General features: G+C 64.7%; 33 protein-coding genes. 31 read left to right on the top strand and 2 right to left on the bottom strand.

What is annotated here, in order from left to right:
• Window positions 1–82 precede the first annotated feature (82 nt).
• Entirely contained in the window at window positions 83–952 is an 870-nt protein-coding gene (locus tag MF610_RS04015; protein ID WP_242192937.1) for a dienelactone hydrolase family protein, read from the top strand.
• 45 nt (window positions 953–997) lie between these two features.
• Window positions 998–1,624: a glutathione S-transferase family protein gene (locus MF610_RS04010; protein WP_242192936.1), complete on the top strand. Its 627-nt coding sequence runs from the start codon at window positions 998–1,000 to the stop codon at window positions 1,622–1,624.
• A gap of 358 nt (window positions 1,625–1,982) precedes the next feature.
• Here MF610_RS04010 and MF610_RS04005 read toward each other — a convergent pair whose 3' ends face one another.
• Both MF610_RS04005 and MF610_RS04000 read right to left on the bottom strand, forming a co-directional pair.
• The gene (locus MF610_RS04005; RefSeq protein WP_242192934.1) at window positions 1,983–2,630 is read right to left on the bottom strand and encodes a peptidylprolyl isomerase; all 648 of its coding nucleotides are present in this window, start codon (window positions 2,628–2,630) and stop codon (window positions 1,983–1,985) included.
• Between the two features lie 44 nt (window positions 2,631–2,674).
• Window positions 2,675–3,130: a GFA family protein gene (locus MF610_RS04000; protein ID WP_242192925.1), complete on the bottom strand. Its 456-nt coding sequence runs from the start codon at window positions 3,128–3,130 to the stop codon at window positions 2,675–2,677.
• An 86-nt stretch (window positions 3,131–3,216) separates the two neighbouring features.
• Here MF610_RS04000 and MF610_RS03995 point away from each other — a divergent pair, with 86 nt between their 5' ends.
• The 29 genes from MF610_RS03995 (at window position 3,217) to MF610_RS03855 (ending at window position 21,355) form a co-directional block, all read left to right on the top strand.
• A complete protein-coding gene (locus tag MF610_RS03995; RefSeq protein WP_242192924.1) occupies window positions 3,217–3,648 on the top strand; it encodes an MAPEG family protein in 432 nt (143 codons plus the stop codon).
• A 59-nt stretch (window positions 3,649–3,707) separates the two neighbouring features.
• The gene (locus MF610_RS03990; RefSeq protein ID WP_242192914.1) at window positions 3,708–3,980 is read left to right on the top strand and encodes a hypothetical protein; all 273 of its coding nucleotides are present in this window, start codon (window positions 3,708–3,710) and stop codon (window positions 3,978–3,980) included.
• 286 nt (window positions 3,981–4,266) lie between these two features.
• On the top strand, window positions 4,267–4,638 hold the full coding sequence (gene rpsL / locus MF610_RS03985) for a 30S ribosomal protein S12 (protein ID WP_055757399.1): 372 nt from the start codon (window positions 4,267–4,269) through the stop codon (window positions 4,636–4,638).
• Between the two features lie 100 nt (window positions 4,639–4,738).
• Window positions 4,739–5,209: a 30S ribosomal protein S7 gene (rpsG, locus tag MF610_RS03980; RefSeq protein ID WP_055763657.1), complete on the top strand. Its 471-nt coding sequence runs from the start codon at window positions 4,739–4,741 to the stop codon at window positions 5,207–5,209.
• 95 nt (window positions 5,210–5,304) lie between these two features.
• A complete protein-coding gene (fusA, locus tag MF610_RS03975; RefSeq protein ID WP_242192911.1) occupies window positions 5,305–7,398 on the top strand; it encodes an elongation factor G in 2,094 nt (697 codons plus the stop codon).
• 201 nt (window positions 7,399–7,599) lie between these two features.
• A complete protein-coding gene (gene tuf / locus MF610_RS03970; protein WP_242192910.1) occupies window positions 7,600–8,793 on the top strand; it encodes an elongation factor Tu in 1,194 nt (397 codons plus the stop codon).
• A 153-nt stretch (window positions 8,794–8,946) separates the two neighbouring features.
• Window positions 8,947–9,255, top strand: a complete 309-nt coding sequence (gene rpsJ, locus MF610_RS03965) for a 30S ribosomal protein S10 (RefSeq protein WP_033921125.1) — start codon at window positions 8,947–8,949, stop codon at window positions 9,253–9,255.
• A gap of 323 nt (window positions 9,256–9,578) precedes the next feature.
• Window positions 9,579–10,304 (top strand): 50S ribosomal protein L3, encoded by a 726-nt coding sequence (gene rplC / locus MF610_RS03960; RefSeq protein WP_242192909.1) that lies wholly within the window; start codon window positions 9,579–9,581, stop codon window positions 10,302–10,304.
• A 2-nt stretch (window positions 10,305–10,306) separates the two neighbouring features.
• Window positions 10,307–10,933 (top strand): 50S ribosomal protein L4, encoded by a 627-nt coding sequence (gene rplD / locus MF610_RS03955; protein WP_242192908.1) that lies wholly within the window; start codon window positions 10,307–10,309, stop codon window positions 10,931–10,933.
• Window positions 10,926–11,243: a 50S ribosomal protein L23 gene (locus MF610_RS03950; RefSeq protein ID WP_055763296.1), complete on the top strand. Its 318-nt coding sequence runs from the start codon at window positions 10,926–10,928 to the stop codon at window positions 11,241–11,243. The genes rplD and MF610_RS03950 overlap by 8 nt, the downstream gene beginning before the upstream one ends.
• Window position 11,244: 1 nt before the next feature.
• Window positions 11,245–12,096 carry a 50S ribosomal protein L2 gene (gene rplB / locus MF610_RS03945; RefSeq protein WP_055763299.1) on the top strand — a complete coding sequence of 284 codons (852 nt, stop codon included), beginning with the start codon at window positions 11,245–11,247 and terminating at the stop codon, window positions 12,094–12,096.
• Window positions 12,097–12,099: 3 nt separating this feature from the next.
• Window positions 12,100–12,378 carry a 30S ribosomal protein S19 gene (rpsS, locus tag MF610_RS03940; protein ID WP_055763302.1) on the top strand — a complete coding sequence of 93 codons (279 nt, stop codon included), beginning with the start codon at window positions 12,100–12,102 and terminating at the stop codon, window positions 12,376–12,378.
• Window positions 12,378–12,755, top strand: a complete 378-nt coding sequence (rplV, locus tag MF610_RS03935; protein WP_066689625.1) for a 50S ribosomal protein L22 — start codon at window positions 12,378–12,380, stop codon at window positions 12,753–12,755. Before rpsS ends, rplV begins: the two co-directional genes overlap by 1 nt.
• Window positions 12,755–13,465, top strand: a complete 711-nt coding sequence (gene rpsC, locus MF610_RS03930; RefSeq protein ID WP_242192907.1) for a 30S ribosomal protein S3 — start codon at window positions 12,755–12,757, stop codon at window positions 13,463–13,465. Before rplV ends, rpsC begins: the two co-directional genes overlap by 1 nt.
• 12 nt (window positions 13,466–13,477) lie before the next feature.
• The gene (gene rplP, locus MF610_RS03925) at window positions 13,478–13,909 is read left to right on the top strand and encodes a 50S ribosomal protein L16 (RefSeq protein ID WP_055790394.1); all 432 of its coding nucleotides are present in this window, start codon (window positions 13,478–13,480) and stop codon (window positions 13,907–13,909) included.
• Between the two features lie 2 nt (window positions 13,910–13,911).
• Window positions 13,912–14,115, top strand: a complete 204-nt coding sequence (rpmC, locus tag MF610_RS03920; protein ID WP_125659303.1) for a 50S ribosomal protein L29 — start codon at window positions 13,912–13,914, stop codon at window positions 14,113–14,115.
• Between the two features lie 11 nt (window positions 14,116–14,126).
• Entirely contained in the window at window positions 14,127–14,399 is a 273-nt protein-coding gene (gene rpsQ / locus MF610_RS03915) for a 30S ribosomal protein S17 (RefSeq protein ID WP_125659300.1), read from the top strand.
• A gap of 214 nt (window positions 14,400–14,613) precedes the next feature.
• Window positions 14,614–14,982, top strand: coding sequence for a 50S ribosomal protein L14 (gene rplN / locus MF610_RS03910; RefSeq protein ID WP_055790388.1), 369 nt, complete (start codon window positions 14,614–14,616; stop codon window positions 14,980–14,982).
• A complete protein-coding gene (gene rplX, locus MF610_RS03905; protein ID WP_242192906.1) occupies window positions 14,982–15,296 on the top strand; it encodes a 50S ribosomal protein L24 in 315 nt (104 codons plus the stop codon). Before rplN ends, rplX begins: the two co-directional genes overlap by 1 nt.
• Window positions 15,289–15,873: a 50S ribosomal protein L5 gene (gene rplE / locus MF610_RS03900; RefSeq protein WP_242192904.1), complete on the top strand. Its 585-nt coding sequence runs from the start codon at window positions 15,289–15,291 to the stop codon at window positions 15,871–15,873. Before rplX ends, rplE begins: the two co-directional genes overlap by 8 nt.
• Before the next feature lie 60 nt (window positions 15,874–15,933).
• Window positions 15,934–16,239 carry a 30S ribosomal protein S14 gene (gene rpsN / locus MF610_RS03895; RefSeq protein WP_055756896.1) on the top strand — a complete coding sequence of 102 codons (306 nt, stop codon included), beginning with the start codon at window positions 15,934–15,936 and terminating at the stop codon, window positions 16,237–16,239.
• An 11-nt stretch (window positions 16,240–16,250) separates the two neighbouring features.
• Entirely contained in the window at window positions 16,251–16,646 is a 396-nt protein-coding gene (gene rpsH, locus MF610_RS03890; protein WP_033921102.1) for a 30S ribosomal protein S8, read from the top strand.
• Window positions 16,646–17,179 carry a 50S ribosomal protein L6 gene (gene rplF / locus MF610_RS03885; protein WP_242192901.1) on the top strand — a complete coding sequence of 178 codons (534 nt, stop codon included), beginning with the start codon at window positions 16,646–16,648 and terminating at the stop codon, window positions 17,177–17,179. Before rpsH ends, rplF begins: the two co-directional genes overlap by 1 nt.
• On the top strand, window positions 17,179–17,535 hold the full coding sequence (gene rplR / locus MF610_RS03880; protein ID WP_125659292.1) for a 50S ribosomal protein L18: 357 nt from the start codon (window positions 17,179–17,181) through the stop codon (window positions 17,533–17,535). Before rplF ends, rplR begins: the two co-directional genes overlap by 1 nt.
• Before the next feature lie 3 nt (window positions 17,536–17,538).
• Entirely contained in the window at window positions 17,539–18,270 is a 732-nt protein-coding gene (gene rpsE / locus MF610_RS03875) for a 30S ribosomal protein S5 (protein ID WP_242192900.1), read from the top strand.
• A gap of 6 nt (window positions 18,271–18,276) precedes the next feature.
• Window positions 18,277–18,453, top strand: a complete 177-nt coding sequence (gene rpmD, locus MF610_RS03870; protein ID WP_055790366.1) for a 50S ribosomal protein L30 — start codon at window positions 18,277–18,279, stop codon at window positions 18,451–18,453.
• 97 nt (window positions 18,454–18,550) lie between these two features.
• Window positions 18,551–19,081: a 50S ribosomal protein L15 gene (gene rplO, locus MF610_RS03865; RefSeq protein WP_242192891.1), complete on the top strand. Its 531-nt coding sequence runs from the start codon at window positions 18,551–18,553 to the stop codon at window positions 19,079–19,081.
• Window positions 19,082–19,318: 237 nt separating this feature from the next.
• Window positions 19,319–20,683, top strand: a complete 1,365-nt coding sequence (secY, locus tag MF610_RS03860) for a preprotein translocase subunit SecY (protein WP_242192889.1) — start codon at window positions 19,319–19,321, stop codon at window positions 20,681–20,683.
• 27 nt (window positions 20,684–20,710) lie between these two features.
• Window positions 20,711–21,355, top strand: coding sequence for an adenylate kinase (locus tag MF610_RS03855; RefSeq protein WP_242192888.1), 645 nt, complete (start codon window positions 20,711–20,713; stop codon window positions 21,353–21,355).
• Window positions 21,356–21,575 lie beyond the last annotated feature (220 nt).

Here is a 21,575-nt window from a genome sequence, read left to right as displayed (position 1 = left end):
GCCCGGTCACCAACGGTGATCGGGCCGTTTGCGTATCGGCGGCAAAGGCTTAGGCTGCGGTTTCTTCACGGGAGTGCCAGCCATGTCCGACCTTCGTGCCCGCGCGATCGCGCTTTACGACGCCTTTACCCACGAACATCGGGACCGGCGGGCGTTCATGGCGGAGATGGTCGCGCTCGCCGGATCGGTGGCGGCGGCCGAGGCGCTGATTGCCGGCATCGCCGCATCGCCCGCCGCCGCGCAGCAGGTCGCGCCCGGTGATACGCGGCTCGATACGGCCAAGACCAGCGGGGCCGAGGCTGGGCATCCCGCCACCGCCTATTTCGCGGCGCCCAAGGGCGGCCGCGCGCTGCCGCTGGTGCTGGTCATCCACGAAAATCGCGGGCTGACCCCGCATATCGAGGATATCGCCCGCCGCGTCGCGCTCGCCGGTTTCCGCGCCATCGCGCCCGACCTGCTCGCGCCACAGGGCGGCACGCCGACCGACGAGGACAAGGCGCGGGCGATGATCGGCACGATCGATTATGATCTGGCGCTGGCACAGGCGAAGGCGTTCCTCGCCAAGGCGCGTGGCGAACGCAAGGGACTGCGTACCGGCGTAGTCGGCTTCTGCTGGGGCGGGGCGTTCGTCAACCGGCTGGCGGTGGCCGACCCGCTGTTGACCGCCGGGGTCAGCTATTATGGTCCGGCGCCCGATCCGGCGGAAGCGCCCAGGGTCCGCACCGCGTTGATGTTGCAACTGGCGGAAAAGGATGCGCGGGTGAACGCGACCGCGCTGCCCTGGGGGGAGGCGTTGCGCAAGGCGGGCAAGACCGCGACGACCCATGTCTATCCCGGCGTCGACCATGCGTTCAACAACGACACCTCGGCGATGCGCTACAATGCCGCCGCGGCGAAGCTGTCATGGGATCGGACCATCGCATTCCTGCGTAACGAGCTTGACGCGAAATAGGCGGATGTTCCACTTTCGTTCCAACGAATCGCAGGGGAGATGCATATGACCGGCCTGACACTCTACACGAACCCGATGTCGCGCGGACGGATCGCCCGCTGGATGCTGGAGGAGGTCGGTGTGCCGTACGATGTCGAGATGCTCGGCTACGGCGGCACGATGCAGGACGGTGCGTATTTGGCGATCAACCCGATGGGAAAGGTGCCGGCGATCGTCCATCACGGGCGCGTCGTCACCGAATGCGCCGCGATCTGCGCATATCTGGCGGAGGCGTTTCCCGACGCCGGCCTCGCCCCGACCGACAGCGAACGCGCCGATTATTATCGCTGGATGTTCTTCGCCGCCGGCCCGGTCGAAGCGGCGGTGACCAACCGTTCGCTGGGAGTGAACCCGAGCGACGACCAGCAGCGGATGGTCGGTTATGGCGATTACGACCGGGTGGTGTCGGTGCTCGAAACCGCGGTATCGGCACCCCCCTACATCGCCGGCGACCGCTTTACCGCCGCAGACGTCTATGTCGGATCGCACCTGATGTGGGGCACGCAGTTCGGTACGCTGCCGAAGCGCGATGCGTTCATGGCGTATATCGGGCGGCTGGCCGAGCGCCCGGCGCATGTGCGGGCGAGCGAGCTGGACGATGTGGCGATGGCGGAGATGCAGGCGGCGGGTTGAGGGGAAGGGCCGGCCAGCAACCTTGCCGTGACCCGGGCTTGACCCGGGGTTCCGCTTCTCACCACCGTCGGCAAGAAGCGGGACCCCGGATCAAGTTCGGGGTGACGAAAGAGGTGGGTCGTATCGATCGACGGCGATGGTCCGCTTCGGACTTACGGTCCGGACAGGCATCGGAAAGTCCAACCTTGGAAACGAACGTCATCCCAGCGAAGGCTGGGATCTCTCCATAACGGAGCGCGCGCCTCGCCGCGCGAGGCCCCAGCCTCCGCTGGGGCGACGTCCTAAAAGAATGACGCTTTAAAACGAGTGGCTCACGCCGCGGTCATTCGGCCGACGCCGACCGACCGGCAGGCTCCCCCTACCGCCGTACCCCGATCAACCACACCTTCGGTCCACCGGTCGGGTGCGGCTTCCCGTCCAGCCTGCGCGCGCGGAGGATGCGGATGGGGTCGAGGATCATCTGCCCCTTCATCGCATCCGACCCGCCGCCGGTCGGCACCGCGAGGATGCGCTTGACCGTCGCCATGCCGCCCACCACCCGTCCGAACGCGGCATAGCCGGCGAAGTCGCCCTTGGCGTCCATGCTCGGCATTGCGCCGACCAGCAGCACGAAATTGCCACCCGCCGAATTGGGTTCGGGGCGCCGCGCCATCGAAATCGCGCCGTCGACATGGCGGACGCCGGTCCTGTCGGTGCGCTCGTGCGGGAAGGGGGGCAGGATGCGGCGCGCATCGGTGCGGATGCCACCCTGCACGAAGCCGAGCTTGGGATCGGCCTTGCGCCGCGCCGACCGGTAGAAATCGGTGCCGTCGAACCGGCCGTCATCGACATAGGCGAGGAAGTTCTTCGACGTCGCCGGCGCGCGCTTCATGTCGAGCGCGACGACGATCGGCCCGGCCGAGGTGTCGAACCGTACCCGGACATAGCCCGGCGTCGGGCGGGTGGCGGACTGGGCATAGGCGGGCGGACCCGCGAACAACAGCAACAGGGCGAACACGATACGCATGGGCGGCTTCCTATCGACCGAAGCCTGCCTAAGGAAGCGTCGCGTCAGTCGGCGTGCAAGGCGGCATATTCCGCCAGCAGCGGGCCGAACGCCTCGGCCGGAGGAAATTTCGGGTAGCGATGCCGCGCCGGCGTCGTCGCCCATGGCAGCGCCTCGTCGGTCCAGGTTTCGATGAACGGCGGAAACGCGTCCGGCGTGTCGAGCGCGCCCAGCCGGACGTTGGCGAACCCCGGATCGGGTTCGATGCGGGTGAACAGCCAGCTCTTGCAATGGGCGCAATGGTGGTGACGAATCTGTTGGCCATGCAGGCCGCCGCTCACCGTCTCGCCGGTGACGTGCAGCGCCCCGCTCGGCACCGCGAGGTTCGCGGAAAAGGCGCTGCCGGTCATCTGTTGGCACCCGCGGCAATGGCACGCCATGGTGAACATCGGCGCGGCATCGATGCGGAAGCGGACGCGGCCGCAGCGACAGCCACCTTCGATCGGCAGGGCAGGGGACATGGTTTCGCTCCGTTGGCGGATGGACGGGCACGGTATAGGCTGGCTACGGGCCGGCGAACAGCGGGCGTGCGTAAAGGGGGCGGGCGATGATGATGACGCGGGCGATCCTGTGGCCGACCTTCGCCTTGGTGGCATTGGTGTTCCTCGTCAGCCTGACGCTGATGCGGGCGCGGATCGGGCATATGCGACGCCATCGACCGCAGGCGGCGGACCTCGCCGATGGCGATGCGATGCGCGCCTATTTCCGCCCGGTCGAACGACCGGCGGCGAACCTTGCCAATCTCTTCGAGATGCCGGTGCTGTACTTCGTGCTCGTGCCACTGCTGCTCGCCACGGGTCTCGCGACGCTGACGCAGGTGGTGCTGGCGTGGGCGTATGTCGCATTTCGCGCCGGGCACAGCATCGCGCATATCACCGGGCGCGTGCGGCCGCGGTTCGCGCTGTTCCTCGTGTCGCATGCGGTGCTGGCGGCGATGTGGATCGGCTTTGCGGTCGATATCGGCTTTTCGGCGCGCTGACGGACCGGAACGGGCATCGCCCTTGCGACGTTGAGCGGCCAAGTTGCTGGAGAGATTGTATGACCCGTTTCGCCGCCGCCGCCGCTCTGCCCGTCCTCGCCCTGCTCGGCGCGTGCGGAGGGCAGGAGATCACCACGACGAACGACAGCAACGTCGTCTCGAACGACATCTATGCCAACGCCGCCTTCCGCAACGACGGCGAGGTCGGCAACGAAATGATCCCGATCAACCCGATGGAGACCGAAGCCAATTCGGTGACTACCGCGGGCGATGCGATGATGGGCAACACCCCCGACGCGATGAACGCCGCGATGGGCAACAGCGCGAACTGATCCATCGACGATCGGGTGCGTCCGAATGGGCGGCGGGGCAGGGCTCCGCCGCCCGTTGTGCATGGGCCCCCGTCCGAAGCGCACCATTGACCGGACGGGGTGCCGTCGGTATAGGCCGCGCGTCCCACTGGGTCGGCGTCCTAGCCGTCATCGGCCTGCATGTGGGTGCAAAGAGCTGAACATTGCTGGAGACATCGGCCTCGTGGCGATTCGCACACGTGGCCTTTGCGCATTTCTGACAGGAACGGCTCCGGCAAAGTAACCGCAAGATAAGGTGAAGGGCTTCATGCCGACGATCAACCAGCTGGTCCGCAAGGGCCGCGAACCGCAGAAGGCCAAGTCGAAGGTCCCTGCGATGGACCAGAACCCGCAGAAGCGCGGTGTCTGCACCCGCGTCTACACGACGACCCCGAAGAAGCCGAACTCGGCTCTGCGCAAGGTGGCCAAGGTTCGCCTGACCAACCAGCGCGAAGTCATCAGCTACATCCCGGGTGAAGGCCACAACCTGCAGGAGCACTCGGTCGTGCTCATCCGCGGCGGTCGTGTGCGCGATCTTCCCGGCGTTCGCTACCACGTCCTGCGCGGCGTGCTCGATACGCAGGGCGTCAAGGATCGCCGCCAGTCGCGTTCGAAGTACGGCGCCAAGCGTCCGAAGTGATCCTGTGCCGCGCTGATCGCCAGCGCGGACATGAGGTCCACCTACCCCCAGTAAGCCCCGGACGGGTTCCGGAACCGGCTGAAGATTGAAGGAATATCTGATGGCTCGTCGTCGTCGTCCCGAAAAGCGGGAAATCCTGCCTGATCCCGTATACGGGGATGAGGTTCTGACCAAGTTCATGAACTCGGTGATGCTGGACGGCAAGAAGTCCGTCGCCGAAGGCATCGTCTATTCGGCATTCGAAACCGTCGAGAGCCGCGCGAAGCGGGATCCGCTGGGCGTGTTCCACGATGCGTTGAACAACGTGAAGCCGAACATCGAAGTGCGTTCGCGCCGCGTCGGTGGTGCGACCTACCAGGTGCCGGTCGAAGTCCGCTTCGAACGCGCCCAGGCACTCGCCATCCGCTGGCTGATCGCATCGGCCCGCAACCGCAGCGAGAACACCATGTCGGCGCGCCTGTCGGGCGAACTGATGGACGCCGCCAACAACCGCGGCAACGCGGTGAAGAAGCGCGAAGACACGCACCGCATGGCGGAAGCGAACCGCGCCTTCTCGCACTACCGCTGGTAAGCGTCGGCGGTGGCTTTTCACCGCTGATCTAACCGCCTATATCGTGGGGAGCGGGCGTCATGCCTCGCTCCCCACATTGCTAAGGAAGCACGACCATGGCCCGCAGCCATCCGCTCGAACGGTATCGTAACATCGGCATCATGGCGCACATCGACGCCGGCAAGACGACCACGACCGAGCGTATTCTTTACTACACCGGCAAGTCCTACAAGATCGGCGAAGTGCACGAAGGCACCGCCACCATGGACTGGATGGAGCAGGAGCAGGAACGCGGCATCACCATCACCTCGGCGGCAACCACCTGCAAGTGGCGCGCGGAAGAGGGCAAGGGTGAAGAGCACCTGATCAACATCATCGACACCCCCGGCCACGTCGACTTCACGATCGAGGTCGAGCGTTCGCTGCGCGTGCTCGACGGCGCGGTCGCCTGCTTCGACGGCGTTGCCGGCGTGGAACCGCAGTCGGAAACCGTGTGGCGTCAGGCCGACAAGTACGGCGTGCCGCGCATGTGCTTCGTCAACAAGCTCGACCGCACCGGCGCCGACTTCTATTTCTGCGTCGACTCGATCATCGAGCGTCTGGGCGCGCGTCCGGCGGTCCTGTATCTTCCGATCGGTATCGAAGGCGGCTTCAAGGGCCTCGTCGACCTGGTCGAGAACCGCGCGATCATCTGGCTCGAAGAGTCGCTGGGCGCCAAGTTCGAATATCAGGACATTCCGGAAGACATGAAGGAAAAGGCTGCGAAGTATCGCAGCGACCTGATCGAAATGGCCGTCGAGCAGGACGACGACCTGATGGAAGCCTATCTCGAAGGCAACGAGCCGTCGGTCGCCGACCTGAAGAAGCTGATCCGCAAGGGTACGCTCGGCATGCAGTTCGTGCCGATCGTCTGCGGTTCGGCGTTCAAGAACAAGGGCGTGCAGCCGCTGCTCGACGCCGTGGTCGACTATCTGCCGTCGCCGCTGGACATTCCGGACGTGCAGGGCGTGAAGCTCGACGGCGAGACTCCGGATTCGCGTCCGGCCGCCGACGATGCGCCGATGTCGCTGCTGGCGTTCAAGATCATGAACGATCCGTTCGTCGGCTCGCTCACCTTCGCCCGCATCTATTCGGGTACCCTCACCAAGGGCGGGTATCTGAACTCGGTGAAGGATAAGAAGGAAAAGATCGGCCGTATGCTCCTTATGCACGCGAACTCGCGTGAGGACATCGACGAGGCACGCGCAGGCGACATCGTTGCGATCGCGGGCCTGAAGGAAACGACGACCGGCGACACGCTGTGCGACGCGTCCAACCCGATCATCCTCGAGCGGATGGAGTTCCCGGAACCCGTTATCGAGCTGTCGGTGGAACCGAAGACCAAGGCCGACCAGGAAAAGATGGGCATCGCGCTCAACCGCCTAGCCGCCGAGGACCCCTCGTTCCGCGTGTCGACCGACCATGAATCGGGCCAGACGATCATCAAGGGCATGGGTGAACTTCACCTCGAAATCCTCGTCGATCGCATGAAGCGCGAGTTCAAGGTCGAGGCGAACGTCGGTGCGCCGCAGGTGGCGTATCGCGAATATCTCGCCAAGCCGGTCGAACTGACCTACACCCACAAGAAGCAGTCGGGTGGTTCGGGCCAGTTCGGCGAAGTGAAGGTCAAGGTCGTCCCCGGCGAGCGTGGCTCGGGCTACCAGTTCTTCGACGAGATCAAGGGCGGCAACATCCCGCGCGAATATATCCCGTCGGTGGAGAAGGGCATGCGCGAGACGGCACAGACCGGTTCGCTGATCGGCTTCCCGATCATCGACTTCGAAGTGCACCTGATCGACGGCAAGTACCACGACGTCGACTCGTCGGCGCTGGCGTTCGAAATCTGCGCACGTGGCGCGATGCGCGAAGCGGCCCAGAAGGCCGGCATCAAGCTGCTCGAGCCGATCATGAAGGTCGAGGTCGTGACCCCGGAAGACTATCTGGGCGACGTCATCGGCGACATGAACAGCCGTCGTGGCCAGATCCAGGGCACCGACAGCCGCGGCAACGCGCAGACCGTCGAAGCGATGGTCCCGCTCGCCAACATGTTCGGCTATGTGAACCAGCTCCGCTCGTTCACCCAGGGTCGCGCGCAGTACTCGATGCAGTTCTCGCACTATGACGAAGTGCCGCAGAACGTCGCGGACGAAGTGAAGGCGAAGATGGCCTGAGGCGCACGGAGCTAAGCCAGCTTAGCTCCGAGACGCCGAAAGGCCGGCCGGCGGGGCGGTCCCACGACCGTCCCGTCCGACGACGAATTTACTTCGTCGTCCTGTCCCCGGTTCGGGGGCTGGCATTACGAAACAACACCCGCTAAAGGGCCGCGTTCGCGTGGCCCCGGCGGCACCGAATTCGAATCAGAAGGTAGGAAAATGGCTAAGGCAAAATTCGAGCGGAACAAGCCGCACCTCAACATCGGTACCATCGGTCACGTCGACCACGGCAAGACCTCGCTGACCGCCGCGATCACGAAGGTGCTGGCGGACACGATGGGCGGCGTCGCCGTCGACTTCGCCAACATCGACAAGGCCCCGGAAGAGCGCGAGCGCGGCATCACCATCTCGACCGCGCACGTCGAGTATGAAACCGCCGCCCGCCACTATGCGCACGTCGACTGCCCCGGCCACGCCGATTATGTGAAGAACATGATCACCGGCGCCGCGCAGATGGACGGCGCGATCCTGGTCGTGTCGGCCACCGACGGCCCGATGCCGCAGACCAAGGAGCACATCCTGCTCGCCAAGCAGGTCGGCGTTCCGACCATGGTCGTCTTCCTGAACAAGGTCGATCTGGTCGACGACGAGGAAATCCTCGAACTCGTCGAAATGGAAATCCGCGAAGAACTGTCGAAGCGTGAATTCGACGGCGACAACATTCCGATCATCCGTGGTTCGGCCACCTGCGCCCTGTCGGGTTCGGACGCCAAGCTCGGCCAGGAAGCTATCCTGGAACTGATGAAGGCGGTCGACGAGTCGATCCCGCAGCCGGAACGTCCGCTGGACAAGCCGTTCATGATGCCGATCGAAGACGTGTTCTCGATCTCGGGTCGCGGCACCGTGGTTACCGGCCGCGTCGAAACCGGCATCGTGAAGGTTGGTGAAGAAGTCGAAATCGTCGGCATCCACGAATCGGTCCGCAAGACCGTCGTGACGGGCGTCGAAATGTTCCGCAAGCTGCTCGACCAGGGCCAGGCCGGCGACAACATCGGCGCGCTGATCCGCGGCGTCGCCCGTGACGAAGTGGAGCGTGGTCAGGTTCTGGCGAAGCCGGGTTCGATCACCCCGCACACCGACTTCCAGTCGTCGGTGTACGTGCTGTCGAAGGACGAAGGCGGCCGTCACACGCCGTTCTTCGCCAACTATCGCCCGCAGTTCTACTTCCGCACCACGGACGTCACCGGCACGATCGAACTGCCGGAAGGCACCGAAATGGTCATGCCGGGCGACGAAGTCGCGCTGGGCGTGAAGCTGATCGCACCGATCGCCATGGACGTCGGCCAGCGCTTCACCATCCGTGAAGGCGGTCGTACCGTCGGCGCAGGGGTTGTCAGCGGCATCGACAAGTAATATAGCGACTCGAACAGGCGGCGGCCCCCGGAGACGGGGGTCGCCGTTTGCTATTTAATGAGGGCACCTCGCTTGTAGCTGGGGTTTCCACTAAGCCATTCGTTGTTAATCAAGAGCCGTCCCAACGGCCCGCTCTTTCGCATCGGTAGGACCATGGACAACAATATCCGTATTCGCCTGAAGGCGTTCGACCATCGCGTGCTCGACCAGGCGGCCGGCGACATCGCCGACACCGCGCGTCGCACCGGCGCCCTGATCCGTGGACCCATTCCGCTGCCCACGCACATTGACAAGTTCACGGTCAACCGCGGCCCGCACATCGACAAGAAGTCGCGCGAGCAGTTCGAGACCCGCACCTACAAGCGTCTGCTCGACATCGTGCAGCCGACCCCGCAGACGGTCGACGCACTGATGAAGCTCGACCTCGCAGCAGGGGTGGACGTAGAGATCAAGCTGGCGTAAAGCCCGCTTGCCGCGACGTAGGGTGATTCCGCCCTGCGTCGCGCTTTCGCTTCCCGCCGGTTCGTTCTGAACGACAGGCGGTAGAGGCCGGGAAAGCAACCACAGGGATACCGAACGGCACGACGCTTCCGGGCAAATGCCGTTGTCCGCGTCCCCGCTATCGTCGATGCGACCCTTCGGTGGGGGATATCGGCGATGTCTGGCCCTGGCGGGGGCGTGCAGATCGCAAGGGCTGGGGCTTCGGAGGCGGGTGACCGCGCACCGGGGCCTTTTTCGTTAGGCAAGCTCGTCGTCAAGACGAGCCTCTGTTGGAGGAGTGGGTCATGCGCACTGGCGTGATCGCGAAGAAAATGGGAATGACCCGGTTGTTCCAGGACGATGGGCGCCACGTGCCCGTCACCGTCCTGCAGCTGGAAGACGTGCAGGTCGTCGCCCGTCGTGAGAAGGATCGTGACGGGTACGTCGCGGTGCAGCTCGGCGCCGGCGTCGCCAAGGCGAAGAACGTCGCCAAGCCGCAGCGCGGCCATTTCGGCAAGGCCGAAGTGAGCCCGAAGGCACGCGTCGTCGAGTTCCGCGTCGACGAAGACGCGCTGCTCGATGTCGGCGCGACGATCTCGGCCGACCACTATGTCGCCGGCCAGATGGTCGACGTCTCGGGCCGTACGCAGGGCAAGGGCTTTGCCGGCGCCATGAAGCGTTGGGGCTTCGGCGGTCTGCGCGCGACGCACGGCGTGTCGGTGTCACACCGTTCGCACGGTTCGACCGGTCAGCGTCAGGATCCGGGCAAGGTCTTCAAGAACAAGAAGATGGCCGGCCACATGGGCGACCGTAACCGCACGCAGCAGAATCTGCAGGTCGTGTCGACCGACGTCGAGCGCGGGCTGATCTTCATCAAGGGTTCGGTTCCCGGTCACAAGGGCACCTGGCTGACGGTCAAGGACGCGGTGAAGGTCGCGCGCCATGCCGACGCGCCGTACCCCGCTGGTCTGAAGAGCGCCAACAGCAACGACGCGGCCGCACCGGCAGCGACCGACGGCCAGGAGGGCTGATCATGAAGGTCAAGGTACAGACCCTCGATGCCGTCGAAAGCGGCGATATCGAGCTGAACGACGAGGTGTTCGGCCTCGATCCGCGTGCGGACATCCTGCACCGGGTCGTGACGTGGCAGCTCGAAAAGCGTCGCGGCACCGCCCGCGGCACCCGCGAGCGCGCCGACGTCGCGCGTTCGGGCAAGAAGCTGGGTCGCCAGAAGGGCGGCGGCGTCGCCCGTCACGGCGATCGCCGCGCACCGGTGTTCATCGGCGGTGGTAAGGCGCACGGCGCCCGCGTCCGCGACTTCAACCCGGGCCTGAACAAGAAGGTTCGCGCACTGGGCCTGAAGATGGCGCTGTCGAGCCATGCCAAGGCGGGTTCGCTGGTCGTTCTCGACGAGCTGACCGTTGCCGATGGCAAGACGCAGGTCCTGCTCGGCAACCTGTCGAAGCTCGGCTTCGGCAAGACGTCGCTGGTGATCGATGGCGACGCCGTCGAGAACAGCTTCGCGCTGGCCGCCCGCAACCTGCGTCAGGTCAATGTCCTGCCCGCCGGTGGCGCGAACGTCTATGACATCCTGAAGCACGACACGCTGGTGCTGACCCGCGCCGCCGTCGAAAAGCTGGAGGCCCGCTTCAATGGCTAAGCAGCAGCAGTCGGCTATCGACATCCGTCATTACGACGTGGTGCTGAGCCCGCACATCACCGAAAAGGCGACGATGCTCTCCGAGCATAACGCCGTCGTCTTCAAGGTCGCGAACAAGGCGTCGAAGCCGGAGATCAAGGCAGCGGTCGAAGCGCTGTTCAACGTCACCGTCACCGGCGTCAACACGATCGTGACCAAGGGCAAGACCAAGAAGTGGAAGGGCGCGCCCTACACCCGGTCGGACTTCAAGAAGGCGATCGTGACCCTGGCCGAAGGCCAGTCGATCGACATTACCGAGGGGGCCAAGTAACATGGCACTCAAGCAATATAATCCGACCACGCCGTCGCAGCGTGGCCTGGTCCTGATCGACCGTTCGGCGCTGTACAAGGGCCGTCCGGTCAAGGCGCTGACCGAAGGCAAGACCAAGACCGGCGGTCGCAACAACAAGGGCCATGTGACCTCGCGCGGCATCGCCGGCGGTCACAAGCAGCGCTACCGCATCATCGACTTCAAGCGTCGCCTGTGGGACGTTGAAGGCACCGTGGATCGGATCGAATATGATCCCAACCGCACCGCCTTCATCGCGCTCATCAACTATGGTGCGGACGAAGCGGGCAAGGACCGCGTCGCCTACATCATCGCGCCGCAGCGTCTGAACGTCGGCGACAAGGTGATCGCGGGCAAGAAGACCGACGTGAAGCCGGGCAACGCGATGGAACTGGGCCAGGTGCCGGTCGGCACGATCGTCCACAACATCGAGATGAAGCCGGGCAAGGGCGGTCAGATCGCCCGTTCGGCCGGCACGTACGTGCAGGTCGTCGGCCGCGACAAGGGCATGGTCATCGTTCGCCTGAACTCGGGTGAGCAGCGCTACATCCACGCCGCCTGCATGGCGACGATCGGTGCGGTGTCGAACCCCGACAACCAGAACCAGAATCTGGGCAAGGCCGGCCGCAACCGCTGGAAGGGCATTCGCCCGCTGACCCGCGGTGTCGCCAAGAACCCGGTCGACCACCCGCACGGTGGTGGTGAAGGCCGGACCTCGGGCGGCCGTCATCCGGTCACCCCGTGGGGCAAGCCGACCAAGGGCGCGCGCACGCGGCATAACAAGGCGACGGACAAGATGATCATCCGTAGCCGTCACGCGAAGAAGAAGGGCTAAGCGATGGCTCGTTCCGTATGGAAGGGTCCGTTCGTGGACCTCAATCTGCTGAAGAAGGCGGAAGTGGCGCAGGACGCCGGCACCCGTGCCGGCCCGATCAAGACCTGGTCGCGCCGCTCGACGATTCTCCCGCAGTTCGTCGGCCTGACGTTCAACGTCTATAATGGCCGCAAGTTCGTGCCGGTTTCGGTCAACGAGGACATGGTGGGCATGAAGCTCGGTGAGTTCGCGCCGACGCGCTTCTTCCCCGGCCACGCCGCTGACAAGAAGGGCAAGCGCTGATGAGCAAGCAGGCAGCACCCCGCCGCGTCGGTGACAAGGAAGCTCTGGCCGTCGCGACGCAGGTTCGCGGCTCGGCGCAGAAGCTGAACCTCGTCGCCGCGCTGATCCGCAACCGCAAGGCCGGTGACGCGATGAACATCCTCGCCTTCTCGAAGAAGGCGATGGCGGTCGATGTCCGCAAGTGCCTCGCTTCGGCGATCGCGAATGCGGAAAACAACCACAACCTCGACGTCGACGCACTCGTCGTCAAGGAAGCCTCGGTCGGCAAGTCGATCACGATGAAGCGTTTCGCGACCCGCGGTCGCGGCAAGTCGACGCGCATCCTGAAGCCGTTCAGCCGCGTGCGCATTGTCGTGTCCGAGGTGGAGGAAGCGTAATGGGTCACAAGTCCAATCCCATCGGTCTGCGTCTGCAGATCAACCGCACCTGGGACAGCCGTTGGTATGCCGAAGGCGCCGACTATGGCCGTCTGCTGCTGGAGGATCTCAAGATCCGCCAGTACATCATGAAGACGCTGCCGCAGGCCGCGATCTCCAAGGTGGTCATCGAGCGTCCGGCCAAGCTGTGCCGCATCTCGATCTTCGCTGCCCGTCCGGGTGTGATCATCGGCAAGAAGGGCACCGACATCGAGAAGCTTCGCAAGAAGCTGGGTTCGATGACGTCGTCCGACGTGTCGCTGAACATCGTCGAAATCCGCAAGCCGGAAATCGACGCGAAGCTCGTGGCGCAGGGCATTGCCGATCAGCTCGAGCGTCGTATCGCCTTCCGCCGCGCCATGAAGCGTGCGGTGCAGTCGGCGATGCGCCTGGGTGCCGACGGCATCCGCGTCGCTTGCGGCGGTCGTCTGGGCGGTGCGGAAATCGCCCGTTCGGAAGGCTATCGCGAAGGTCGCGTGCCGCTGCACACGCTGCGTGCGAACCTCGACTATGCCGAGGCCGAAGCGCACACCGCGTATGGCGTCTGCGGCGTCAAGGTCTGGATCTTCAAGGGTGAGATCCTCGGCCATGACCCGATGGCGCAGGACCGGCTGATGATGGAGGCTCAGACCTCCGGCGTGCGCCCCGCGCGCGACGATCACCGCCGCTAAGGATGATGTGAGATGCTGCAACCAAAGCGCACCAAATTCCGCAAGGCCTTCAAGGGCCGCATCCATGGCGATGCCAAGGGCGGTACGTCGCTGAACTTCGGGTCCTATGGCCTGAAGGCGATGGAGCCCGAGCGGATCACCGCCCGTCAGATCGAAGCGGCTCGCCGCGCGATCACCCGCCACATCAAGCGCCAGGGTCGCCTCTGGATCCGGATCTTCCCGGATCTGCCGGTGTCGTCGAAGCCTGCCGAAGTCCGCATGGGCTCGGGCAAGGGTTCGCCCGAATTCTGGGTCGCTCGCGTCAAGCCGGGTCGCATCCTGTTCGAACTGGACGGCGTGCCCGGCCCGCTCGCCGCGGAAGCGTTCTCGCGCGCCGCGATGAAGCTGCCGATCGCGGTCAAGGTCGTTGCCCGTCTGGGCGACACCTCGCACCTGGAGGGTTGAAAATGACGAAGGCAACCGATCTTCGCGCCAAGAGCGACGACCAGCTGGTCGATGAGTTGACCAGCCTGAAGCGTGAGGCGTTCAACCTCCGTTTCCAGGCGGCGACCAGCCAGCTGGAAAAGCCGACCCGCGTGAAGGAAGTCCGTCGCGACATCGCGCGGATCAAGACGCTGCAGGGCGAGCGTTCGCGCTCGTCCGACAAGTAAGGACGAGAGACATGCCGAAGCGCGTGCTGACCGGGATGATCGTCTCGGACAAGACCGACAAGACGGTGGTGGTGAGCGTGGAGCGGAAGGTCAAGCACCCGCTCTATGGCAAGATCATCCGCCGTTCGAAGAAGTACCATGCCCATGACGAGGGCAATGAGTATCGCGAAGGCGAGACCGTGCGCATCGAAGAGACCGCGCCGATCTCGAAGCTGAAGACCTGGAAGGTGATCGAGCGGGTCAACACCCACGCGACGCCGGCGGAAGTCGCAGCCGAGGCGTAAGCCTTTGCGGGGCGGGGGTTTCCAACCCCCGCCCCGTACGCAATTCCGGGGTCAGGCCCGGAGGTAACGAACATTCGCGGAGAGGCGCTTGCCTTTTCGCCATGGGGCGGTTAATGGGCCGCTCCCCCCGGCGCGGTATGCCCGCAGCCGGGGGTTCATTTTTAGCAGGCGGGGTCCGGTCGGAATCGGCCCCATAGGGTAAGGAATCGCATCCATGATTCAGATGCAATCCAATCTCGACGTCGCAGACAACAGCGGCGCGAAGCGGGTGCAGTGCATCAAGGTGCTTGGCGGGTCCAAGCGCCGCGTGGCGGGTGTCGGTGACGTCATCGTCGTCAGCATCAAGGAAGCCGCTCCGCGCGGCCGCGTGAAGAAGGGTGACGTGCATCGCGCCGTCATCGTTCGCACCGCCAAGGACATCCGTCGCACCGACGGTTCGGTGATCCGTTTCGACGGCAATGCCGCGGTGCTGGTCAACAAGAACGAGGAGCCGATCGGCACCCGTATCTTTGGCCCGGTGGTCCGCGAGCTGCGCTCGAAGGGCTTCATGAAGATCATCTCGCTCGCCCCTGAGGTGCTGTAATGGCTGCTGCGAAGATCAAGAAGGGCGACACCGTGATCGTCCTGTCGGGCAAGGACAAGGGCAAGACCGGCCAGGTCACCCAGTCGATGCCGAAGGACGGCAAGGTTGTCGTGTCCGGCGTGAACATCGCCGTGCGCCACAAGAAGCCTAACCAGGCCGACCCGCAGGGTGGTCTGGTGCGTGTCGAAGCGCCGATGCACGTCAGCAAGGTCGCGCATGTCGTCGACGGCAAGCCGACGCGCGTTCGCTTCGAAGAGCGTGACGGCAAGAAGGTTCGGGTCGCCGTGAAGGGCGGGGAGGTCATCAATGGCTGATGCATACAAGCCGCGCATGAAGGCGATCTATGACGATCGCATCGTGAAGGCGATGACCGACAAGTTCGGTTACAAGAACGTGATGGAAATCCCGCGTCTCGACAAGATCGTCCTGAACATGGGCGTCGGCGAAGCGACGCAGGACAAGAAGAAGGTCGAGCAGGCCAGCTCCGAAATGGAACTGATCGCCGGCCAGAAGCCTGTCGTCACGAAGGCGAAGAAGTCGATCGCGCAGTTCAAGCTGCGCGAAGGCATGGCGATCGGCTGCAAGGTCACGCTGCGCCGCGAGCGGATGTACGAATTCCTCGATCGCTTCATCACCATCGCGCTTCCCCGCGTTCGCGACTTTCGTGGCCTGAACCCGAAGTCGTTCGACGGCCGTGGCAACTATGCCTGCGGCATCAAGGAACAGATCGTGTTCCCCGAAATCAACTATGACCGCATCGACAAGGTGCGCGGCATGGATGTGATCGTGACCACTACCGCCAAGACCGACGAGGAGGCTCGCGAGCTTCTGCGTCTCTTCGGTTTCCCCTTCCCGCAGGAAGAGGGTGCCGAGGAAAAGAAGGCGGCATAACCAATACCGCTCCCCTTCGCCGGGGAGCGGTCTGCGCTTTAACGAAGAGAGCTTAAGTCCATGGCGAAACTGAGTTCCGTGAACAAGAACGAGCGCCGTCGCGCCCTCGTCAAGAAGTTCGCACCCAAATATGCGAAGCTGAAGGCGATCGCAGCCGACCAGTCGCTCGACGAAACCGAGCGCCTGATCGCGCGGCTGAAGATGGCCGAGATTCCCCGCAACGGGAATCCGACCCGCATCCGCAACCGTTGCGAGCTGACGGGGCGTCCCCGCGGCTATTATCGCAAGTTCCGTCTCGCCCGCGTCATGCTGCGTGAGCTGGCCAACAAGGGCCTGATCCCCGGCGTCACGAAGTCGAGCTGGTAAGGAACACAGCAATGGCATTGACCGATCCCCTGGGTGACATGCTCACCCGCATCCGCAACGGCCAGCGCGCGCGCAAGGACTCCGTCCTGACGCCTGCCAGCAAGTTGCGGGCCCGTGTCCTCGACGTGTTGCAGCGCGAGGGCTATATCCGTGGCTACAGCGAAGAGCAGATGGGCCCCGCGGCCGGCATCCGCATCGAGCTGAAGTATTTCGAAGGCCAGCCGGCGATCAAGCACGTCGCGCGCGTCTCGAAGCCCGGCCGCCGCGTCTATTCGGGTTCGCAGGAACTGCCGAAGGTCCGCAACGGCCTTGGCATCACCATCGTCTCGACGCCGCGTGGCGTTCTGTCCGACGCCGAAGCGCGCGAACAGAATGTCGGTGGCGAAGTGCTCGCGGAGGTCTTCTGATGAGCCGCATCGGTAAGAAGGCAGTCCCGGTTCCGGCCGGCGTGACCGCCAACATTGCAGGGCGCGAGCTGAGCGTTAAGGGCCCCAAGGGCACGCTGACGTTGCCGCTGGCGGACGACATCGCCTATGCCGTCGAAGGCGACAGCATCTCGGTGCAGCCGGCCAACGAAACCAAGCGCGCGCGCGCGTTCTGGGGCATGCAGCGCACGCTCGTGCAGAACCTGATCACCGGCGTGACGACCGGCTTCACCAAGAAGCTGCTGATCACCGGCGTCGGCTATCGCGCCGCGGCCCAGGGCAAGAACCTGAAGCTGCAGCTCGGCTACAGCCACGACGTCAACATCGACGTGCCGGAAGGCATCGAGATCAAGACGCCCGATCAGACCACGATCGAAATCAGCGGGATCGACAAGCAGAAGGTCGGTCAGATCGCTGCCGAGATCCGTCGTTGGCGTAAGCCCGAGCCGTACAAGGGCAAGGGCATCAAGTACGACGGCGAGTTCATCTTCCGCAAGGAAGGGAAGAAGAAGTAATGACCAAGGGTCTCTCCCTCTTCGAGAAGCGCCGTCGGCGCAATCGCACCGCGCTGAAGGCGCGTTCGGGTGGCCGTGCGCGGCTCTCGATCCATCGTTCGGGCAAGCACATCTATGCCCAGGTCATCGACGACGCAGCCGGCCGTACGGTCGCTGCCGCATCGACCCTAGAAAAGGACGTGCGTGGCACCTCGGGCGCGAATGTCGATGCCGCCAAGGGCGTCGGTACCCGCGTTGCGGAAGCGGCGAAGGCCGCCGGCGTGACGCAGGTCGTGTTCGACCGTGGCGGCTTCCTGTTCCACGGCCGCGTCAAGGCGCTGGCCGAGGCCGCCCGCGAAGCCGGATTGGAGTTCTAAGACATGGCTGACGAAAACAATCAGGCCGAAACCCCCGCCGCCGACGTGTCGGCCGCGCCGGGTGGCGAGCAGCCGCAGGGCCGTGGTCCCCGTGGCGGTCGCGGTCGCGGCGGTCCGGGTGGTCCCGGCGGCGGCGGTCGCGGTGGTCGTGACGGCAACCGTGGCGGGCGTCGCGACGACCGTCGTGGCGGCCAGGACGATGGTGGCGAAGAGCTGATCGAAAAGCTCGTACACATCAACCGCGTGTCGAAGACCGTGAAGGGCGGCAAGCGCTTCGGTTTCGCAGCGCTCGTCGTCGTCGGCGACGGCAAGGGCCGCGTCGGTTTCGGGCATGGCAAGGCGCGCGAAGTGCCGGAAGCCATCTCGAAGGCGACCGCCGCTGCCAAGAAGGCGATGGTCCGCGTTCCGCTCAAGGACGGTCGCACGCTGCACCATGACGGCAACGGCCACTTCGGTGCCGGTCGCGTGACGCTGCGTTCGGCGCCTGCCGGTACCGGCATCATCGCGGGTGGCCCGATGCGCGCCATCTTCGAATCGCTGGGCGTGGCCGACGTCGTGACCAAGTCGGTCGGCACGTCGAACCCGTACAACATGATCCGCGCGACCTTCGAGGCGCTGAACGACCAGTCGTCGCCGAAGGCGGTGGCCCAGCGTCGCGGCAAGAAGATCGCCGACCTGCTGGGTCGTGGCGGATCGCAGACCGCCGAGGCTGATGCCGCGGCGATCGTGGAGTAACGAGCGATGGCAACCGTCAAGATCACCCAGACCGGGTCGCCGATCCGCCGGACCAAGGACCAGCGCGCGACGCTGATCGGTCTCGGCCTCAACAAGATGCACAAGACCGTGGAACTGACCGACACCCCCGAGGTGCGCGGCATGATCCGCAAGGTGCAGCACATGGTGTCGGTCGAAGGCTGAGCCTTCTACCTTTACCGGTGACAAATACGGGGAAGGGGGCTAAGCGGCCCCCTTCCTCATTTATTCAGCGCGAACATAGCGAAAGCGAGTGCAACACATGAAACTCAACGAAATCCGCGACAATGCAGGCGCCCGCAAGAGCAAGATGCGCGTCGGACGCGGCATCGGCTCGGGCAAGGGCAAGACCGCCGGTCGCGGCCAGAAGGGTCAGAAGAGCCGCGAAGGCGTCTCGATCGCCGGCTTCGAAGGCGGCCAGATGCCGCTCCACATGCGCATCCCGAAGCGCGGCTTCAACAACATCTTCGCCAAGGATTATGCCGAAGTGAACCTCGGTGCGATCCAGAAGGCGGTCGACGCCGGCAAGATCGAAGCCGGTGCCGCATTGGACCACGCCGCGCTGAAGGCCGCGAACCTCGCCCGTGGTGGCAAGGACGGCGTCCGTCTGCTCGGCAAGGGCGAACTGAACGTGAAGCTGGCCTTCACCGTCGCCGGCGCGTCGAAGTCGGCGATCGAAGCGGTCGAAAAGGCCGGTGGCTCGGTGTCGGTGATCGAAGTCGTGCCCGCGCACGAAAAGGCCGCTGCGAAGAAGGGCAAGACGCTCGCCGCCAAGAAGGCTGCGCACGCGTAACACCCGCTCCCGTTCGGTTCGAATAGCGATCGAGCCTGTCGAGAGCGCGTATCGAGAACGGGGTTCCGCTGGGCGGCCCGTTCTCGACAGACGCTTCTCGACTGCGCTCGAAGCTGCTCGAACCTGACGGTTTCCTAAGAGGGTTAGCGCTCCCCCCTTAGACATCCCGGCAGCAACCCCTATATGGTCGCCCGGGGGGTGGGTTGATGGCCCGCCAGCATCATTCGGGACATATCCATGGCAGCCGCCTCAGACGGTCTTGCGACCAATCTCAATCTGTCGAAATTCGGTCAGGCGACCGAACTGAAGAAGCGCCTGTGGTTTACGCTTGGGGCACTGATCGTGTTCCGTATGCTGAGCTATGTGCCGCTGCCGGGCATCGACCCGACGCAGCTCGGCCTGCTCGCGAACCAGACGCAGGGCGGCGTTCTCGACTTCTTCAACACCTTTTCGGGCGGTGCGCTGACGCGCATGTCGGTCGTCGCGCTGGGCGTCATGCCCTATATCACCGCGTCGATCGTCGTGCAGCTTGCGACCTCGCTCAGCCCGCAGCTTGCCGCCATCAAGAAGGAAGGCGAATCAGGGCGCAAGAAGCTCAACCAATATACCCGCTACGGCACGGTGCTGCTGACCGCGATCCAGGGCTATACCATCGCCGTCGGGCTGGAGGCGTTCGGCGCCTCGGCCGGCGCGCAGGCGGTGATTGAGCCGGGCATGACCTTCCGCGTCGCGGCGGTCATCTCGCTGATCGGCGGTACGATGTTCCTGATGTGGCTGGGTGAGCAGATCACCAGCCGCGGCATCGGCAACGGCATTTCGCTGATCATCATGGCCGGCATCGTCGCCCATCTGCCGACGACGCTGCTGCAGCTGTTCGAGGGCAGCCGGTCGGGCACGATGAACCCGATCACGCTGATCGGTATCGTCGTCGCGGTCGCCGGGCTCGTCCTGTTCATCTGCTTCATGGAGCGGGCGCAGCGCCGCATCCTGATCCAGTATCCCAAGCGCCAGACGGCGCGCGGGGTGCAGGCCGATCGCAGCCACCTGCCGCTCAAGATCAACACCGCGGGCGTGATCCCGCCGATCTTCGCTTCCTCGCTGCTGCTGATGCCGGTGACGATCACCCAGTTCGCGGGGCAAGCGACCGCGGGCGAGAGCCGCTGGGGCGATTTCATCATCACGCTCAATCAGTATCTGGCGCACGGCCAGCCGCTGTACATGCTGCTGTACGGCGCGGGCATCGTGTTCTTCTCGTTCTTCTACACCGCGATCGTCTTCAATCCCGAAGAGACCGCCGACAACCTGAAGCGCTATGGCGGGTTCGTCCCCGGCATTCGCCCGGGCAAGAATACCGAGAATTACTTCGATTACGTCCTGACCCGGATCACGGTGATCGGCGCGGCCTATCTGGTCATTATCTGCCTGTTGCCGGAATATCTGGTATCGGCGCTGTCGATCCCCTTCTATCTGGGCGGCACCAGCCTGCTCATCGTGGTCAACGTCACGATGGACACGGTGACGCAGATCCAGTCGCACTTGCTGGCGCACCAGTATGGCGACCTCATCAAGAAGGCGAAGCTCAAGGGCGGACGCTTGCGCTAAGGCGCACTACGGGACAAGGGGGCAGCTATGGACATCATCCTTCTCGGACCGCCGGGAGCGGGCAAGGGAACCCAGGCCGCGCGGCTCGAAAGCGCCCGCGGCATGGTGCAGCTCTCCACCGGCGACATGCTGCGCGCGGCGGTCAAGGCGGGCAGCCCGGTGGGGTTGCAGGCCAAGGCGGTGATGGACGCGGGCGAACTGGTGTCGGACGCGATCGTCTCGGCGCTGATCGGCGAGCGGCTCGACCAGCTGGGCGATCGCGGCGCGATCTTCGATGGCTATCCGCGCACGGCCGCGCAGGCCGACGCGCTCGACCTGCTGCTCGAACATCGCGGGCGTCAGCTGACCCATGTCATCGAACTGGTCGTCGACGAGGATGCGCTGGTCGAGCGGATCGTAGGTCGCTTCACCTGCGCCAATTGCGGCGCAGGCTATCACGACACGTTCAAGCAGCCGGCGGTAAGCGGCGTGTGCGATGCGTGCGGCGCCACCGAGTTCAAGCGGCGTCCCGACGACAACGAAGCCACCGTGCGCACCCGCATGGTCGAATATCGCGCCAAGACCGCACCAATTCTGCCGCTGTACGAAGCGCGCGGGCTGGTCCACCGCGTCGACGGCATGGCCGACATGGACGATGTGACCGCGCAGATTGCGGGTATCCTCGACAAGTAGGGGGAGGGCGGGCCATCGGCCTGCCGCTCCACTATTACAATTTACGACGTCACCCCGGCCTTGAGCCGGGGTCCCGCTTCTTCTTCTTCCTCTTTTTCTGCTGCTGCTACGCTCGCAGGGAGCGCGACCCTGGATCAAGTCCGGGGTGACGATGAGATCGAGGGCGGCGGCTGCTCCTGTGGTCTAGCGATATCCGGCACATCGCCGAGTGATAACGCCT

Source organism: Sphingomonas hankookensis (assembly GCF_022664465.1).
GTDB classification, from domain to species: domain Bacteria; phylum Pseudomonadota; class Alphaproteobacteria; order Sphingomonadales; family Sphingomonadaceae; genus Sphingomonas; species Sphingomonas hankookensis.
This window is presented reverse-complemented; position numbering and strand designations above follow the sequence as displayed.